15 protein-coding genes are annotated in these 15134 nt (G+C 66.1%); 8 read left to right on the forward strand and 7 right to left on the reverse strand.

The window, feature by feature from the left end:
* Positions 1-348 precede the first annotated feature (348 nt).
* A complete protein-coding gene (locus tag H4W27_RS05655) occupies positions 349-1575 on the forward strand; it encodes an IS110 family RNA-guided transposase (RefSeq protein ID WP_192595063.1) in 1227 nt (408 codons plus the stop codon).
* Between the two features lie 45 nt (positions 1576-1620).
* On the opposite strand, the gene H4W27_RS05660 is transcribed toward H4W27_RS05655, so the two are convergent.
* The 3 genes from H4W27_RS05660 to H4W27_RS05670 form a co-directional block, all read right to left on the reverse strand.
* A complete protein-coding gene (locus tag H4W27_RS05660) occupies positions 1621-1977 on the reverse strand; it encodes a hypothetical protein (protein ID WP_192595064.1) in 357 nt (118 codons plus the stop codon).
* Positions 1978-2228: 251 nt separating this feature from the next.
* On the reverse strand, positions 2229-2540 hold the full coding sequence (locus H4W27_RS05665) for a transcriptional regulator (RefSeq protein ID WP_192595065.1): 312 nt from the start codon (positions 2538-2540) through the stop codon (positions 2229-2231).
* Positions 2537-3034, reverse strand: coding sequence for a hypothetical protein (locus H4W27_RS05670; RefSeq protein ID WP_192595066.1), 498 nt, complete (start codon positions 3032-3034; stop codon positions 2537-2539). Before H4W27_RS05670 ends, H4W27_RS05665 begins: the two co-directional genes overlap by 4 nt.
* A 125-nt stretch (positions 3035-3159) precedes the next feature.
* Here H4W27_RS05670 and H4W27_RS05675 point away from each other — a divergent pair, with 125 nt between their 5' ends.
* From H4W27_RS05675 to H4W27_RS05685, 3 genes are all read left to right on the forward strand, one after another.
* On the forward strand, positions 3160-4293 hold the full coding sequence (locus H4W27_RS05675) for an ATP-grasp fold amidoligase family protein (RefSeq protein WP_192595067.1): 1134 nt from the start codon (positions 3160-3162) through the stop codon (positions 4291-4293).
* A gap of 58 nt (positions 4294-4351) precedes the next feature.
* A complete protein-coding gene (locus H4W27_RS05680) occupies positions 4352-5245 on the forward strand; it encodes a DMT family transporter (protein ID WP_192595068.1) in 894 nt (297 codons plus the stop codon).
* Positions 5246-5386: 141 nt separating this feature from the next.
* Positions 5387-5734, forward strand: a complete 348-nt coding sequence (locus H4W27_RS05685) for a hypothetical protein (RefSeq protein WP_192595069.1) — start codon at positions 5387-5389, stop codon at positions 5732-5734.
* A 33-nt stretch (positions 5735-5767) separates the two neighbouring features.
* On the opposite strand, the gene H4W27_RS05690 is transcribed toward H4W27_RS05685, so the two are convergent.
* Positions 5768-6610 (reverse strand): formate/nitrite transporter family protein, encoded by an 843-nt coding sequence (locus H4W27_RS05690; RefSeq protein ID WP_192595070.1) that lies wholly within the window; start codon positions 6608-6610, stop codon positions 5768-5770.
* A gap of 152 nt (positions 6611-6762) precedes the next feature.
* Between H4W27_RS05690 and H4W27_RS05695 the strand changes: the two genes are divergently transcribed.
* Together H4W27_RS05695 and H4W27_RS05700 are read left to right on the forward strand one after the other, a co-directional pair.
* Complete coding sequence (locus H4W27_RS05695; protein WP_192595071.1) at positions 6763-8436, forward strand: DNA-3-methyladenine glycosylase 2 family protein; 1674 nt, start codon at positions 6763-6765, stop codon at positions 8434-8436.
* Positions 8433-9014, forward strand: coding sequence for a methylated-DNA--[protein]-cysteine S-methyltransferase (locus tag H4W27_RS05700; protein ID WP_192595072.1), 582 nt, complete (start codon positions 8433-8435; stop codon positions 9012-9014). Before H4W27_RS05695 ends, H4W27_RS05700 begins: the two co-directional genes overlap by 4 nt.
* On the opposite strand, the gene H4W27_RS05705 is transcribed toward H4W27_RS05700, so the two are convergent.
* Positions 8932-12255 (reverse strand): DNA polymerase III subunit alpha, encoded by a 3324-nt coding sequence (locus H4W27_RS05705; protein ID WP_192595073.1) that lies wholly within the window; start codon positions 12253-12255, stop codon positions 8932-8934. The genes H4W27_RS05700 and H4W27_RS05705 overlap by 83 nt on opposite strands.
* Positions 12252-12602 carry a hypothetical protein gene (locus tag H4W27_RS05710; protein ID WP_225939017.1) on the reverse strand — a complete coding sequence of 117 codons (351 nt, stop codon included), beginning with the start codon at positions 12600-12602 and terminating at the stop codon, positions 12252-12254. The genes H4W27_RS05705 and H4W27_RS05710 overlap by 4 nt, the downstream gene beginning before the upstream one ends.
* Positions 12603-12747: 145 nt before the next feature.
* Between H4W27_RS05710 and H4W27_RS05715 the strand changes: the two genes are divergently transcribed.
* Together H4W27_RS05715 and H4W27_RS05720 are read left to right on the forward strand one after the other, a co-directional pair.
* On the forward strand, positions 12748-13065 hold the full coding sequence (locus H4W27_RS05715) for a DUF3253 domain-containing protein (RefSeq protein ID WP_192595074.1): 318 nt from the start codon (positions 12748-12750) through the stop codon (positions 13063-13065).
* Positions 13062-13433: a DUF4440 domain-containing protein gene (locus H4W27_RS05720; RefSeq protein WP_192595075.1), complete on the forward strand. Its 372-nt coding sequence runs from the start codon at positions 13062-13064 to the stop codon at positions 13431-13433. Before H4W27_RS05715 ends, H4W27_RS05720 begins: the two co-directional genes overlap by 4 nt.
* 63 nt (positions 13434-13496) lie before the next feature.
* Here H4W27_RS05720 and H4W27_RS05725 read toward each other — a convergent pair whose 3' ends face one another.
* Positions 13497-14987, reverse strand: coding sequence for an NCS2 family permease (locus H4W27_RS05725; RefSeq protein WP_192595076.1), 1491 nt, complete (start codon positions 14985-14987; stop codon positions 13497-13499).
* Positions 14988-15134: the final 147 nt, after the last annotated feature.

Here is a 15134-nt window from a genome sequence, read left to right on the forward strand (position 1 = left end):
TGGGATCCCCCGCACAGCCCCCGTTAGCTTCTAAGGACACCGTTTCTCCGGCAGGATAAGTGGTGTTGACCGGTCCGGTCTCTGGGCATGATCGTTTGCCCCCAGTCACCCCATGATCCGGGGGGTGCTGTCACCCAGGGACTGGTCGCGGCGGAGCATGGATCGCTGATAGAGGCACGACGCCCCAGCGCCGAGAGGCCGTGGAGGGCTTGTTTTCTAACGTGGATGCCGAGCATGACCCGCCCACCGACGGCCCAGGACGGTTCTGGGTTCGGACTGGATGACTGACTGCCGCAGGCGCCCTGCCCGCAGCGGTGACCAGCTTCGAAGACATGACGGGAGAAGCTCGTGGCCTGGGAACATCAGGACTTCGCGCTATTCATCGGACTCGACGTGGGCAAGTCAGAACACCACGCCACCGCCCTCACTCACACCGGGGAGAAGGTCTACGACAAGCCCCTGCCCAACGACGAGACCCGACTCAGGGAACTCTTCACCGCCCTGACCAGTGATCATGGCCCAGCGCTGGTCGTGGTGGATCAACCAGCCACCATCGGGGCCCTGCCCGTGGCAGTCGCCCAGGCCACCGACGCGATCGAGGTCGCCTATCTGCCCGGGCTCACGATGCGCCGGATGGCAGATCTGCACGCCGGATCAGCCAAGACTGATGCCCGGGACGCGTTCATCATCGCCGAGACCGCCCGCACGATGCCCGCGGCATTGCGCTCGATCGCAGTCTCTGATGAACAGGTCGCCGAACTCGCCGTGCTGGCCGGTTTCGATGATGACCTGCTGGGCCAGATGACCGCGACCAGGAACCGGCTGCGTGGACTGCTCACCCAGATCCACCCAGCCCTGGAACGAGCAGTAGGCCCGCATCTGCACCAGATCGGGGTCCTCGACGCCCTGGTCACCTGGCCGACCCCGCAACGATTGAAGACCGCCGGTCGGGGGCATGTGCGCAACCGGATCAAGAAGCACAACCCACGATTGGCCGAGCGAGTCACCGAGGATATCTTCTCTGCTCTGGATGCCCAGACCGTGGTGGTCGCCGGCACCGAAGCGGCAGCGACGATCGTGCCGATCCTCGCCCAACAGCTCCAAGACCTCACCCGGCAGCGGGCCGGAGTTCTGGCCCAGGTCGAGGCTCTCGTGGAGGCCCACCCTCTTCACCGGGTCCTGACTTCGATGCCCGAAATCGGAGTCAGGACCGCAGCCAGAATCCTCACCGAAGTGGTGGGCAAAGACTTCAAAACCGCAGGCCACCTGGCCTCTTACGCCGGCATTGCGCCCACGACCAGGCGTTCCGGGACTTCCATCCGTGGAGAGTTCGCCAACCGCGGCGGCAACAAGCGACTGAAATCGAGCCTGTATAACTCAGCGTTCGCAGCCCTGCAGCACCCGCCCTCGAGGGCGTACTACGACCGGAAGATCGCCGAGGGAAAGCGGCACAAGCAGGCCATCATCGCGCTGGCCCGGCGCCGGCTGGACACCCTCTACGCGATGCTGCGAGACGGGACCCTCTACCAAGACCCCGCCGCACCAACCGCATCAGAGCATTCTCTGGCCGCTTGACGAAAACCATAGAGGCACCCCCCCTACATTGACTCAGCGAGACGATCAGTCATCGACCTCTGCAGACCAGCGCACCGCGGTCTCGCAGGACGCTGTCCTCGCAGCGCGCGGATGCTCGCATGCCGCATCCACGAGTTCCCGGTCACCGATAGGCTCTCCGACAACCACGTCCATGTCCACGACATCATTGCCGAGACAGTTGTACGCCGAACCGTGCAGGGGCTCGACACTGACGCGGACGGCGATCTGGTCCTCTCCCGGGTCGACGTCGACCTCGGCGACCTCGCCGGTTTCACCGCTGGCGCAGCCGAGCCGGGTGACCCCGATTTCGAGAGTGACATCTTCGAGGTCGTCCGCGTCCGGTTCGCTCAGCTGCCACGTCGCCAGGCTCTCCTCGATCACTTCTTCATCAGACAGCGACCGGGATGGACCATGAGGGCCAGGCGCACCCTCGCCTGCGCACCCGATCAGGACAAGTGCCGGGACGATGAACCAGGAGCCGGCGATGAAGGGCCGCATAGGAATCTTCCGGTGGGGGTCGCGTGGTGGGACTTCTCAATCCACGATAGGCCGGGTTGTGGCGCTGGAGACAGGAAGAGGCTCCCGCGTCGTAGCAGCGCGCCAGGGGCATGGGTGCAGCGTCTTGAGAACACCTACGGGCCGTCCGCGATGGCCTTCAAGGCAGCCAGGTGTCCTTCCAGAGCGCCTCTCCCCTCTTCGGTCAGGGCGACCCAGGTGAGGCGACGAGAATCCGCTCGGGCCAGTGAGCGTTCCTTTCGCACGGTCACCAGGCCGGCTTCGCTGAGCACCCGCAGGTTCTTGGACAGGTTCGCGTCCGTGAGCTCCAGAGTCTCGCGAATGACCGCGAACTCGAGCTCCGGGACGCGGCGCAGCAGTCCGCAGATGCGCAGGCGCACCGGCGAATGGACGGTGTTGTTGAAGGCCGGACCCAGCGCGGGAGTCATGGGTTCCCAGAACCGCCTCCCGCGATCTCACGACGCAGAGCGACATCGTATCGGCGGCTGAGCAAGACGGTCGCGAGGAATGCCACCAGAGCCGCCACCAGCGACCACGACGGCGAGACGCCGCTGATCTTGATCACCACAGTGGCGAGCATCGCGGCGAGGAGCACGCCCACGCTCATGAGCAGCAGCCTTCTGCTTCGCGGGCCCGCAGGCTCGCTGAGTGAGAAGCCATAGCGCCGGGCATAGGTGGTCACCACCAGTGGAAGCGCGACGACGCCAAGCACCACGCAGGCGCTGGCTGCCGCTGCAGGCAACGCTTGGGAGCCGACGAAGAGGGCCACTGTTCCGCCCAGCGCCAGGTGGTACCACCACGGCGTGGCGACGCGCTGAGCCAAGGTCGCACTGTCGGCGTCGAGGGTCGAGAGGGCGAGCCGAGCCTCGGCGGCCGAGGAGGAACCCTCCGGGGTCTGGTGCCGTGCGGAGTCACTTTCCATATAAGCAACTATAGAGGTGACTTGCGAAATTGGAAACTGACACCGGAACTGAGCATCATTCGCCAGGTGACGACCACCGGGCCCTCAGGGTCTCCGGGCAACCGATGAAGAGCTACGGTTGAGCTATGGACAATGAGTCGCCCTTCCTCAGATTCGTGACGGCGGAGTACCGCAGGCGCGGAACCCAGCAGCGTCGGGATCTTTCGAACAAGACCTACGTCCACAGCCTGCTCAAGGACAAGACACTGGGCGGCACGCGAATCGGGCTGCCCCAGCAGCACGCCGTTCTCACCTCCACAGACGAGATCACCGCGGAGGTGCTGGGCGACCGGGTGGCGCTGAAGTTCGCCCATGGCTGGTCTGCCAAGGGCGTCATGCTCCTCGAGCGGATCGATCAGGAACGCTATTTCGACCACCTGGCCCTGCGCGAATGGACGCTCGAGCAGATCCGTGAGAAGCAGAACGCCGTGGCCGCCAAGTTCACGCGGAAAGAGCCGGCCTGGATCGTGGAGGAGCTGCTCCGCGGGGCGCAGCCCGGAGCAGTGCCCTTTGACTACAAGTTCTATATGTTCCAGGGGCAGATCGGCATGGTGGCGCAGATCGACAGGAACTCTTCACCGCCTCGCATGGTCAAGCTCGACGGGAATCTGAAGCCGTTCCTCGTCGGACGGGACTACCACGTCAGGCTCAAAGACATCCAGCCCGGGCTGCCGGTGGTGCCGCGCTCTGCGGTCATGCTCTCCCGGTGGGCCATCGAGCTCGCAGAGATGACCGATGCGCCCTTCGTGCGCGTGGATCTCTACGACACCGAGAATGGACCTTACTTCGGGGAGTTCACGTTCTCCTCCGGAGCAGAGGTCAGAGGAACCGTCACCTACAGCGAAAGGCTCCTCACCAGGTTCGACCAGCTGTTCGCAGAAGCCCAGAAGACGCTGGACGGCGAGCCCGCCGAACCTGAGCCCAGCTGGAGCACGCTGCTGCGGGGCACAGATGCCGGGGTGCTGGCTGCTCATCCGGTGATCGATCTGGAGGCATACCGGCGCTTCGCCTATTTCCTCTACAACCAGGGCGGCCTGGGCGGCTTCCGGCTGGCGGAGGCCCAGAACGCCTTGCTTGAAAGCGGTGGTGACCGCGCCGTGACCGAGTACCTGTCCGAAGCGCACAGGGCAGCAGGCCGACGAGCGAAGCCGAGACGCCGAGCAGCCTCGGCAGCGCTCTGGAAGGCGGCCCGAAAGGTCTACAGAAGGATCCTCCAGTAGCGATGTCCGCCTGAAGCACCTTCCCGCTGAACATCAGCGCCGACCAGGAACCGTCTCCATGCTCCCCTACCTGATGATGGTCATGGTCGTGATCTTCTACGCGGGCAACATTCTGGTGGGCGAGGCGCTCAATGACCTTCCTCCCCTCACGATCGCGTTCTTCCGAGTCGTCATCGCCTTCCTCTGCATCGCGCCTCTCGCCGGCAGAGCCGCCTGGCGGGACAGAACGCTGTTCCGCGCCCATTGGAAGCCTCTGCTGCTGCTCACCCTCACCGGAGTGGCGTTCTTCAACACGTTCATCTACGCGGCGCTCCAGTTCACCTCCTCCACGAACGTCTCCGTCCTGGAGACCCTGATTCCTGCGCTGACCCTGGCGCTGAGCACCCTGCTGCTGCGGGAACGACTGCATCAGGCCCAGTGGTGGGGACTGGCACTGTCCATCTCAGGAGCACTCTGGGTCATCACCGACGGCGAGCTCTTCGCGCTGACCCGGCTGGAGGTCAACGTCGGTGACGGCATCATGATGGCAGCCATCGGCTCCTGGGCCGTCTACTCCATCGCGGTCACGCGCTGGCTGCATCTGTTTCCGAGGTACAGCGTCCTTCTCGTCATGACCGGACTCGCCGTCCTGATCCTGGCTCCCCTGGTCATCCTTGAATGGGTCACACTGGGTGTGCCGAGCTTCACCGCCGCCGAACACCTGCCAGGGCTGCTCTACCTGGGAATCTTCCCCAGCCTGGTCGCTCTGCTGCTCTACAACCACGCGGTGCAGAAGCTCGGCGCCTCCCGCGCGTCGGCCTTTCTGAACTTCCTTCCGGTCGCGACCATGGCCGGGGCGGTGCTGTGGCTGGACGCCCAGCTGACCGCTGCGAAGGTCATCGGCGCGGTGGTGGTCATCCTCGGAGTTCTCCTCGCCACCCGCAGCGGCAGGAACCCGGCCGAGAAGCTCTGAGCAAGAGCTGCCGACGTGCAGCGAAGGGCTGCTGAAGCCGCAGACGGACGCGTCTGGTTCCCGACTGTGGCATCGTGGAACTCGAATCGGGATCAGTTCCTGTTGACATCGTCGTCTCCGTCCGCTGCTTTGGGAGAAGCTATGAACACCGTCACCGTCTCTGCTGGCGAACTGGTGATCACGCCCCGTGGCCTGAACAAGATCTGGGGGTTCCGGCGCGAGCTGCGTGTGCCTCTGTCCCATGTCACCCGTGCGACTGCCGACACGAGCATCGGGGCGGATCCTCCGGCGCTTCGGCTCTTGGGGCTCTCGCTGCCCGGAAAGCACGTCGGGACGTTCTTCCGCCATGGCGAACACAGCTACTGGAACATCAGCGACCGGGTGCACAACGTCGTCGTCGAGTTCGTCCACGAGGGGTTCGCTCGTGCCGTCTTGACCGTGGAGGAGCCCACCGACACTGCCCGGGCCATCACCGCGGCCATCCAGTAGTCCCGCGTCATCGAGACGTGCCGGCTGCCTCCGCTAGCGCTGCTCTCCACGCGCGGCATCCGGGTCCTCCGGCGACGCCTGGCGTCGTCTCTGAACCAGCTCCTTCGTGCGAACGAGCCTGAGCACGGTCACCAGCCCCACGCCTCCGAGAACGTTGAACAGCAGCGTGTAGCTGAACCAGCTGAACCAATCGAGGAAGGTGATGCCGGCGCCGGTCTGGATCGCACCGAAGATCAGCAGTGAGTCCAAGACGGAGTGGAAGAGCTGGAGTCCCGCGAGCAGGAAACCTCCGACGACGGCGGCGATGATCCTCGCGGGATCCGAGTCGGTGCCTTGCTGCATCCGCGTCATCAGCGTGATGGTGCTCCCGGCGAGTACTGCCAGGCAGATCGTCTGCAGCGAAAAAGGAGCATCCACGAAATGGTCGGCGACTTCCCGCACGGTTGATTCCCACTCTGGGAACGCCTGCATCACCAGCCACATGAAGACCCAGCCGCCGGCGAGATTCGCCACCAGAGTGCCGCCCCAGAGTTTGCCCAGCTGGGTGATGCTGGCTTCGCGCGAGACGACCGCCGCGATCGGCATCAGGAAGTCCTCAGTGAACAGCTCACTGTGTGCGAGCAGGATGGCGATCAGTCCCACGCTGAAGGCCAGGCCTGCCAACAGGTGGTCGTCTGTCTCATGCAGCACAGCCAGGTAGGCCATCACTCCGAGGCCGACCTCCATGCCGCCGAAGAACCCGGTGATGAGCATGGCACGGAAGGTGCGCTGCAGCCGTTCGGCGCCCTCGCCCACCGTGTTGTCGAAGGAATTCTGAAGCTCTTCCTCGACGGGGGCGTCGTTGTCGCCGAGTTCCCTGCGCCGTTCCTCGCTCATGTGCTTCCACTCCTGGATGCGTAGGTTCCTGCGGCTGATGACGGTGATTCTACTGATTTCACGCTCCGCAGATCGCAGGCACGGAAGTCTGCTCAAAGGTCATGTCCGATTCCCGCTGGCTTTACACCCGTGCGAGCTGTGGGATGGAGCATATGGAGCACAACGAAGACTTCGACAGGCGCTATCGGGCGGTGCAGTCGCGGGATCGTCGCTTCGACGGGCAGTTCTACACCGCCGTCTCCACCACGGGGATCTATTGCCGTCCGTCCTGCCCCGCGCAGACCCCCAAGCCGGAGAATGTCACGTTCTTCTCGACCTCTGCGGCCGCCCATGAGCATGGATTTCGCGCCTGCAAGCGGTGTCTGCCCGACGCGACCCCGGGCACACCCGAGTGGAACATCCGCCAGGACCTCGCGGGGCGCGCCATGCGTCTGATCCGAGAAGGCGTGATGAACAACGGCGGCGTCGAGCGTCTCAGCGCGCAGCTCGGGTACACCAGCCGCCATGTGCACAGGACTTTGGCTGCGGAGCTGGGAGCGGGTCCGCTCGCACTCGCCAGAGCGCACCGGATGCACCTGGCCCGCACCCTGCTGGTCAGCACCTCATTATCGATCACCGATATCGCGTTCGCCTCTGGCTTCTCCTCCGTCAGGCAGTTCAACGAGACCGCCGCGAAGCTCTTCGCGGCCACTCCGCGCGAGATCCGCCGACGGGCCCAGTCGCGGCCGGAGCGGTCCGGGCAGGACTCCGGACAGGTTCCGGGACAGGACCCCAAAGCTGACGCACCGGTCGCAGAGCTGAATTCGCGGCTGCCGATCCGGCTCGCCCTGCCGGTGCGCGATCCCTTCAACGCCGTCGAGATCTTCACCTTTCTGGCCCAGCGCGCGATCCCAGGGGTGGAGACCGCGCAGCTCGACGGCGAGAGGCTGGTCTACGCGCGGACACTTCGCCTGGCCCACGGTCCCGCCGCCATCGAAGTGACAGCCACCCCGATCCCGGGCGACCCTGTGACGTCCTCAGGCGCCTGGCGGCTCAGTCTGGAATGTGAACTGGGCTCCTTCTCGGACATCCCGGCAGCCGTCGCCGCAGCGCGTCGGATCTTTGATCTCGACGCCGACCCGCTGGCGGTGGCTGCCGCACTCTCGGCGGATCCCGCCCTGGCAGACCTGGTGGCTGACTCCCCCGGACTCCGCCTCCCGGGCACCGCGGACGGTCCGGAGTATCTGACCCGCGCCATCGTGGGCCAGCAGATCTCGGTGGCCGCGGCACGCACGCAGCTGACCCGGCTGGTGGACGCGCTGGGCACCGCGCACATGTCCTCCTTCGCCGGGCTGTCCCGGCTGTTCCCGACACCCGAAGAGATCTGCGCGGGGGTCCCCGCGCCGCCCTCGCCCACTGATTCAGGACCGAAAGCGCACCTCGACCCTGAGCGGCCGCTGCGACTTCCCGCCCGCTCCATTGCCACAGTGCGCGGCGCCGCACGGGCTCTGGCCGCCGGGGAGCTCAGCCTGCACCAGGGGGCAGACACCCGGGTTCTGCACGATCAGCTCACCGCCATGCCCGGGATCGGACGATGGACAGCCTCGTATCTGATGCTTCGGGTGCTCGGGGATCCTGATGTCTGGATGACCGGCGACGTCGCCCTGCTCACCGGGGCCGAGAAGCTGGGACTCCTGGACCCGGGCCTGAAGAGGACAGCGGCGCACCGAGCACTGCAGGAGCACGCCGAGCGCTGGTCACCGTGGCGCTCCTACGCCGCCATGCACCTGTGGAAGGCCGCCGCGCAGAGCAGACCAGGTCAGCCCCGAAAGGACGCACAATCATGACACTTCTGAAGAAGTACCTGCACCACATGACACTCGCCACACCTGATGGTCCCTTCAGCGTGATCGCGGATCAGGACCACGTGCTCGCCTCGGGGTGGACGCCGGACATCTCGGCGCTGATCGAGCTCATCCACCCCGCACTGCGGCAGGGCTCTGCGGCGAAGACGGAGATGGGCGACATCGGCGGGCATCGAGTGCTCGCCCAGGCGAAGCAGTCCGTCGAGGCCTATTACACCGGTGACACCGCCGCAGTGGACAGCGTGCCGGTGCATCAGCGCTCCGGGCCCTTCCGTGAGCATGCCTGGGCGGTGCTGCGGGAGATCGAGGCAGGTCAGTCGCTCAGCTATGCCGAGTATGCCCGGCGCGCGGGCAGCCCGGCAGCGATCCGCGCCGCGGCGGGAGCCTGCGCGAAGAACGCGGCCGCGCTGTTCGTGCCCTGTCACCGGATCATCCGCACCGACGGCGGGCTCGGCGGCTTCCGCTACGGGCTGGAGATCAAACAGAGCCTGCTGCAGCGGGAAGCTGCCCCGGCACCGTCTCTCCGCGCAGATCCCAGGCTCGCGTCGCCTGCACGGTGACCGCCCGAGGGCCGGTGCGCCGGATGGTGCCCTCGGCCATGAGCATCTTCGCCGCGAAGAGACATTCCCCGGTGTTGTACTGGGCCTCTTCGAAGAAGCTCAGATCCACGCATCCGGTGCCGTCATCGAGCGTGATGAACACCACCCGTTTGCCCGAGGACATCGGCGGGGTCTGGGTGGCCACCCGGATGCCCGCCACCCGCACGGTGGCACCGTTGCGCAGCGAGAGCAGCTGCTCGGCGAAGGTGGCCCCTGCGGCCTCCAGGACCGGCCGGTGGACCTCCATGACGTGGCCGCTGGTGTCCAGCGAGGTCAGGTCCAGCTCGGTGGTGATGATCTCGCGGGCCTGAAGCTCCCCCGCGCCGGTGGGCATATTGGCGATCTCCACATCCCCGAGGGGCAGGGACAGCTGGCCCTGAACCTGGCGGGTCGGGGGCTTTCTGCCGTACTCGAGGTTGGTGGACTCCACCCACTGGATCAGGTCCTTGCGCCCCTTGCGCCCCTCGGGCAGCAGACAGTCCAGGGCGCCGACCTTGACCAGGTCCCGCAGCGTGGAGCGCTTCAGTCGGGACCGGTCCCGCAGATCCGCCAGCGAGGAGAAGGGCTGCTCCGCCTCGATGCGGCGCAGCTCGGTCTTGGAGATCCCCTTCAGCCCGTTCAGCGACATCCGGATGCCCCACACCGGCAGTCCCGCCACGGAGGTGGCCTCCACGTGATAGCTGCTGGTGGAGCGGTTGACGTCCATCGGCAGCAGCGGGATGCCCAGCCGGCGCGCCTCGGAGACCAGCAGGCGCAGCGGGTACATGCCCGGGTCATGTTCGAAGAGCCCGCACAAGAAGTGCGCGGGGTGATGGGTCTTCAGCCACGCGGACTGATAGGTGGGCACGGCGAAGGCGGCTCCGTGGGCCTTGCAGAAGCCGAAGCTGCCGAAGCTGAGCAGGATCTCCCAGACCCGGTCGATCACTGCCGCGGAGTAGCCGCGCTTGGCCGTCTCCTCGCGGAAGAAGACCTCCACCGGGCCAGACTTGTCCTTGCTCATCGCGCGGCGCAGTTCATCGGCCACGTCCAGTCCGCAGTCGGTCATCGTGTCGAAGATCCGCAGCACCTGTTCGTGGAAGACCACCACTCCGTAGGTCTCATCGAGGATCTCGGCCAGATGAGGGTGCGGGTAGCTCACATCCTCATAGCCGTGACGGCGTTCCAGGTACGGCTTGACCATGCCTGAGCCCATGGGCCCGGGGCGGAACAGCGAGATGTCCACCACCAGGTCGTTGAGGGTCTCGGGCACCAGCTTGCCGATCAGCTCGCGCTGGCCGGGGCTCTCGATCTGGAAGCAGCCCAGCGTATGGGTGGACTGGATCATCGCGAAGGTCGCGGGGTCGGCATAGTCCACGTCTTTGACCATGTCGATCACCTCCCCGGTGGTGCGTTCAAGCTCGGCCAGCGCATAGGCGATCGCGGACTGCATGCGCACCCCGAGGATGTCGAGCTTGATGAACCCCATGGGGTCCATGTCGTCCTTGTCGAACTGGCTCATCGGCAGGCCGTTGACCCCCGAGCGTTCCACCGGGGTGAGTGTGAGCAGGTCGTTGTTGCCGAGGATCACGCCGCAGGGGTGGGTGGAGATGTGCCGGGGCAGCCGGTCCAGGCGTTCGGAGAGGTCCACCAGCAGGTCCAGCTGCTGGCGCCCGGAGCTGCGTTCGGTCTCGATCCGCTCCGCCAGGCTGCGCAGCTCGGGCTTCTCCTGGAGGGCGCGGCGGAACTCCCGGGCGGGGAAGCGCCACATGATCTCCGCCAGCTGATCGATCTCCTCCTCGGGAAGCCCCAGCGCGAGACCGGCATCCCGGACCGCGCCGCGGATCCGGTAGGCGTTCTGCATGCTCATCAGGGTGACCCGCTGGGAGCCGAAGCGCTTGAACACCGCCCGGTAGATCCGGTGCCGCTCGGCCGATTCCACGTCGATGTCGATATCGGGCAGGGTGGAGCGGCGGCGGGAGAGGAAGCGCTCGAAGATCAGCCCGTGCTGCAGCGGGTCGATGGGGCTGATCCCCAGGGCGTGGACCACCAGGGAGGAGACCGCCGAGCCGCGAGCCGCAGCCCGCACACCCATCTCGCGGATGAGCCGGGCCACCTCGGCCACGGTCAGGAAATAAGGGGCGAAGCCGAGGTCGGCGATGATGCTGAGCTCATGTTCCAGCCGAACCCGTGCCGGAGCGGCGCTGCCCTGCTCTTCCCCGGGCCCCCGGTCGGAGGATCCGTGAGCCTGCTCCTCGGCGTCCAGCATCTCGGCCAGGCCTTCTTCACAGCGGGCGCGCAGCTCCTCATCGGGATCGCCTTCGATCCCGATCACAGTGGCCTCGGGTACCTTGGGCTGACCCCAGTTCATGTCCCTGATCGGGTCCAGCTCGCATTGGCGCGCCAGCCGCGCGGTGTTCTCCAGCAGCTCCTCCGCCGCGATGGGGGTGGTGCTGGCCGTGCAGATCTCCGCGGCCAGGGCCTGCATCTGCGCGGCCGGCTTCAGCCAGCCCTGATCGGTGGGCTGCAGCGCGGAGGTGTGGTGCAGGTCCGAGAGCACCCGCACGGCGTCGAGCACATCGGCGGTGGCGGCCTCATCGGTGCTCAACAGCCGCACCGCATTGGTCAGCACCGGAGTGACCCGGCTGACCTGGGCGGCACTGAGCATCCGCACCGCATGGGCGGTGGAGAGCGCCTCACCGGGAGGCGCCAGATGTGAGACCACCTCCACGCGCAGGGCCTCCCCCAGCACCTCGCGCCACTGGCGCAGCAGCGCCCGGGTGCTGCGGTAGTCCCGGGAGGCCGCGGCTGCACCGATCTCGCTCTCTGGTCCGGCGAGGACGAACAGCCGACGCCGGACCTCCCCTGTGGTGGGGGCGGCGAACTCCGCAAGATCCTGCAGACTCACCCGCGCGGATTCACCCTGCGGACGTTCGTGGGCGCGCGAGATCAGCTGGCACAGCGCGGCATATCCTCCGGCGGCCCCGCTGGCGAGGACCACGGCCCGTCCGCGCTCCTCCACCGCGAGGCTGACGCCGAGGATAGGAGCGATGCCGAGATCCACGCAGGCACCGATGTGCTTGACGGCTCCGTAGAGCCCGTCCCGGTCGGTGATCGCCAGCGCTCGCATCCCATCGGCGGCGGCAGCGGCCACCAGTTCCTGGGGGCGATTGGTGCCGTAGTGGCTGCTGAAGGAGCTGGCCACGTTCAGGTGGGTGAAGCTCAATGGACCCTCACCACGCGCCAGCGCCCAGAGGCCAGATGGCGGCTGACATCGATGGTGCGGACTTCGACGGTCTCTGTGCGGGAGACGGCTTCAGGCTCGACCTGCAGACGCCACATCTCATGGGCCACCAGACCGGGGCGGCCGCGTTCGGCCCGAGGCTCTTCGAGCCACCAGCTGCGCCGCTGGAACCAGCGGATGGGTGTTTCAACCACGAGGTGCCTCCGCTCTTTCCAGATCACCCGGTGGGGCAGCGACTGTTCATCGCATTCAACATCGATGGATTCGGTGAACGTCACCGCTCCGCGACGGGGTGCTCGATCAGCTTCGGGACGAATAACAGTGGACATGGGCAGGCTCCTCTTTCATGTCTCCAAGAGGTATGACGAAGCCGATGGGAAGCCCGGGAGCCTCATCGTATTCGAACATACTTTCGATAGCAACAGAGGTGAGCCTAGGAGCCAGCACTGACACGTATGGGTGCAGACTGGGGTCATGGACGAGCCAGATTCCGCAATATCCGACCGCGATATGGAGAGCGCGATACTCAGGCTGCTCGCGAAGCGTGCCGAATCGGCGACGATCTGCCCCTCCGATGCCGCTCGTGCCCTCGGCGGTGAAAAATGGCGGGACCAGATGGATGCCGCCCGGGCGGCGGCGCGACGCCTCGAGGCCGTCGGCGTCGTAGACATCACGCAAGGCGGTGAAGTGGTCGATCCCGCAACCGCACGGGGCCCCATCCGCATCCGTCGCCGACCTGTCGTTGTCCGGGAGGTGCGGTCAAACTCACGCTTCGGTAGCGTCGACATATGACTCTCTCCCTCGACGAACTCTGGACCATCGAGCACGACGGATGGACATCGCTGTGTCAAGGGCGCGGGGGCACGTTCTACGGCGAGCTTATGACCAATGACGCGATCATGATCCTCGTCAACGGCACGGTCATGGATCGGAAGACGATCGCTGCAACGCTCGACGGTGCTCCGGAATGGGCATCATTCACACTCGACGATGCTCGGCTGGTGAAGACCGGGAGCGACTCCGCCGCCCTCGTATACCGCGCTCGCGCCGACCGAGGCACTCACGAGACCGCGTTCGAGGCGACCATGACGAGCGTCTATCGCGTCATCGCGGGGGCACCGCGTCTGACCCTCTACCAACAGACGACGACTACGCACTGAGCGGCCGGGACAGTGCTCAGCGTGGCGCTCCTGCAACGCTGCTGGGCGCCTCCTCAGCCGGAGTCAGCCGACCCCGAGGGCGTTCTGGATGGGTCCGGAGATGAAGTAGAGCACGAACAGCGCCGCGGTGACGTACATCAGCGGGTGGACCTCGGCCCATTTGCCGCGGAAGATCTTGATCGCCACATAGCTGATGAAGCCTGCCCCGATGCCGTTGGTGATCGAGTAGGAGAAGGGCATGACCACGATGGTCATGAAGGCGGGGATCGCCATCTCGACATCGGTCCAGTCGATGCGCACGATCTGCTGCATCATCAGGAAGCCGACCAGCACCAGAGTGGCCGAGGCGGCCTCCGTGGGAATCACCGCGGCCAGCGGGGCCAGCACGATGGTGGCCAGGAAGAGCACGCCGGTGACCACATTCGCCAGGCCGGTCCGGGCGCCGTCGCCCACACCCACGGTGGACTCGATGAAGCCGGAGTTCACCGAGGTGGAGCCCACTCCGCCGCCGATGGTGCCCACGGCGTCGGCCACCATGATGCGGCGGGAATGCGGGATGTCTCCCTCGGCATCCTTGATCCCGCCTGCGTTGGAGACGCCCACCATGGTGCCCAGCAGGTCGAAGAAGTTGGCCAGCAGCAAGGTGAAGATCGCGAGCGTGGCCGCGACCACGCCGATGCTCTGCCAGGAGCCGAGCAGGTTGAAGTCACCGATCAGGCTCAGGTCAGGCACGGTCAGCCAGTCCTGGTTCAGCGTCGGCACGGTCAGGCCCCAGCCATAGGCGTTCTCGGTGCCGTCCTCGGCGGTCTGCGGCCCGATCTTGAACACTGCTTCCAAGGTGATCGCCAGGACCGTGGCACCCACGATCGAGTACAGGATCGCGCCGCGGACCTTGGCGGCCCACATGGCGAAGAGGGCGAACATCGCGATGAGGAAGATGAGGATGGGCCAGCCATACAGGGAGCCGCCGACGCCGAGCTCCAGTCCGGTGCTCCCGTTGTTCTGGATGAATCCGGCGTTGACCATGCCGATCAGCGCGATGAACAGTCCGATGCCCACACTGATGGCGGTCTTCAGCGCGCCGGGAACGGCGTTGAAGATCGCGGAGCGGAACCCGGTGAGCACCAGGATCAGCAGGATGAAGCCTTCGATGACCACCAGACCCATGGCATCGGCCCAGGTCATCCCGGGCAGCACTACGATGCCGTAGGTGATGAAGGCCGAGAGTCCCAGGGAGGAGGACACCGCCATCGGGAACTTGCCGATCACACCCATCAGGATGGTCATCAGTCCCGAGATCAGCGAGGTCGCGGCGGCGACGACGGGCAGGTTCGGCTCCGATCCCCCGCCGAGGAAATTCCCGGTGGAGTCGGCGGAGGCACCGATGATCAGGGGGTTGAGCACGATGATGTAGGACATCGCAAAGAACGTCGCCAGGCCGCCGCGCACCTCCCTGCCGATGCTCGAGCCGCGCGCGGTGATGTGGAAGTACCGATCAAGGGTCCCGTGGGGCTTCGGCGCAGAAGACTGGGAGGCAGGGGTCTGAGTGCTCACGGGGCACTACCCTATGGCCCCGCAGGGGCTTCCGCCCAGCGGAACCCGCCTGGCGAGACCGGCGTCACGCTGAGTCTCCGGCTCATAGGGGCAGCCATCTCCGGGGAATGTCAGAGATTCAGCCATCTGGCCGAAGCGGGAAGGCAT

This window comes from Nesterenkonia lutea (genome assembly GCF_014873955.1).
Taxonomy (GTDB): Bacteria; Actinomycetota; Actinomycetes; order Actinomycetales; family Micrococcaceae; genus Nesterenkonia; species Nesterenkonia lutea.

What these genes read in the sequence shown, in the direction of transcription:
- H4W27_RS05665 (WP_192595065.1), bottom strand. Translation starts at nt 2,540, where the DNA reads ATGACTCCCGCGCTGGGTCCGGCCTTCAACAACACCGTCCATTCGCCG.
- H4W27_RS05670 (WP_192595066.1), bottom strand. Translation starts at nt 3,034, where the DNA reads ATGGAAAGTGACTCCGCACGGCACCAGACCCCGGAGGGTTCCTCCTCG.
- H4W27_RS05675 (WP_192595067.1), top strand. Translation starts at nt 3,160, where the DNA reads ATGGACAATGAGTCGCCCTTCCTCAGATTCGTGACGGCGGAGTACCGC.
- H4W27_RS05680 (WP_192595068.1), top strand. Translation starts at nt 4,352, where the DNA reads ATGCTCCCCTACCTGATGATGGTCATGGTCGTGATCTTCTACGCGGGC.
- H4W27_RS05685 (WP_192595069.1), top strand. Translation starts at nt 5,387, where the DNA reads ATGAACACCGTCACCGTCTCTGCTGGCGAACTGGTGATCACGCCCCGT.
- H4W27_RS05690 (WP_192595070.1), bottom strand. Translation starts at nt 6,610, where the DNA reads ATGAGCGAGGAACGGCGCAGGGAACTCGGCGACAACGACGCCCCCGTC.
- H4W27_RS05695 (WP_192595071.1), top strand. Translation starts at nt 6,763, where the DNA reads ATGGAGCACAACGAAGACTTCGACAGGCGCTATCGGGCGGTGCAGTCG.
- H4W27_RS05700 (WP_192595072.1), top strand. Translation starts at nt 8,433, where the DNA reads ATGACACTTCTGAAGAAGTACCTGCACCACATGACACTCGCCACACCT.
- H4W27_RS05710 (WP_225939017.1), bottom strand. Translation starts at nt 12,602, where the DNA reads ATGTCCACTGTTATTCGTCCCGAAGCTGATCGAGCACCCCGTCGCGGA.
- H4W27_RS05715 (WP_192595074.1), top strand. Translation starts at nt 12,748, where the DNA reads ATGGACGAGCCAGATTCCGCAATATCCGACCGCGATATGGAGAGCGCG.
- H4W27_RS05720 (WP_192595075.1), top strand. Translation starts at nt 13,062, where the DNA reads ATGACTCTCTCCCTCGACGAACTCTGGACCATCGAGCACGACGGATGG.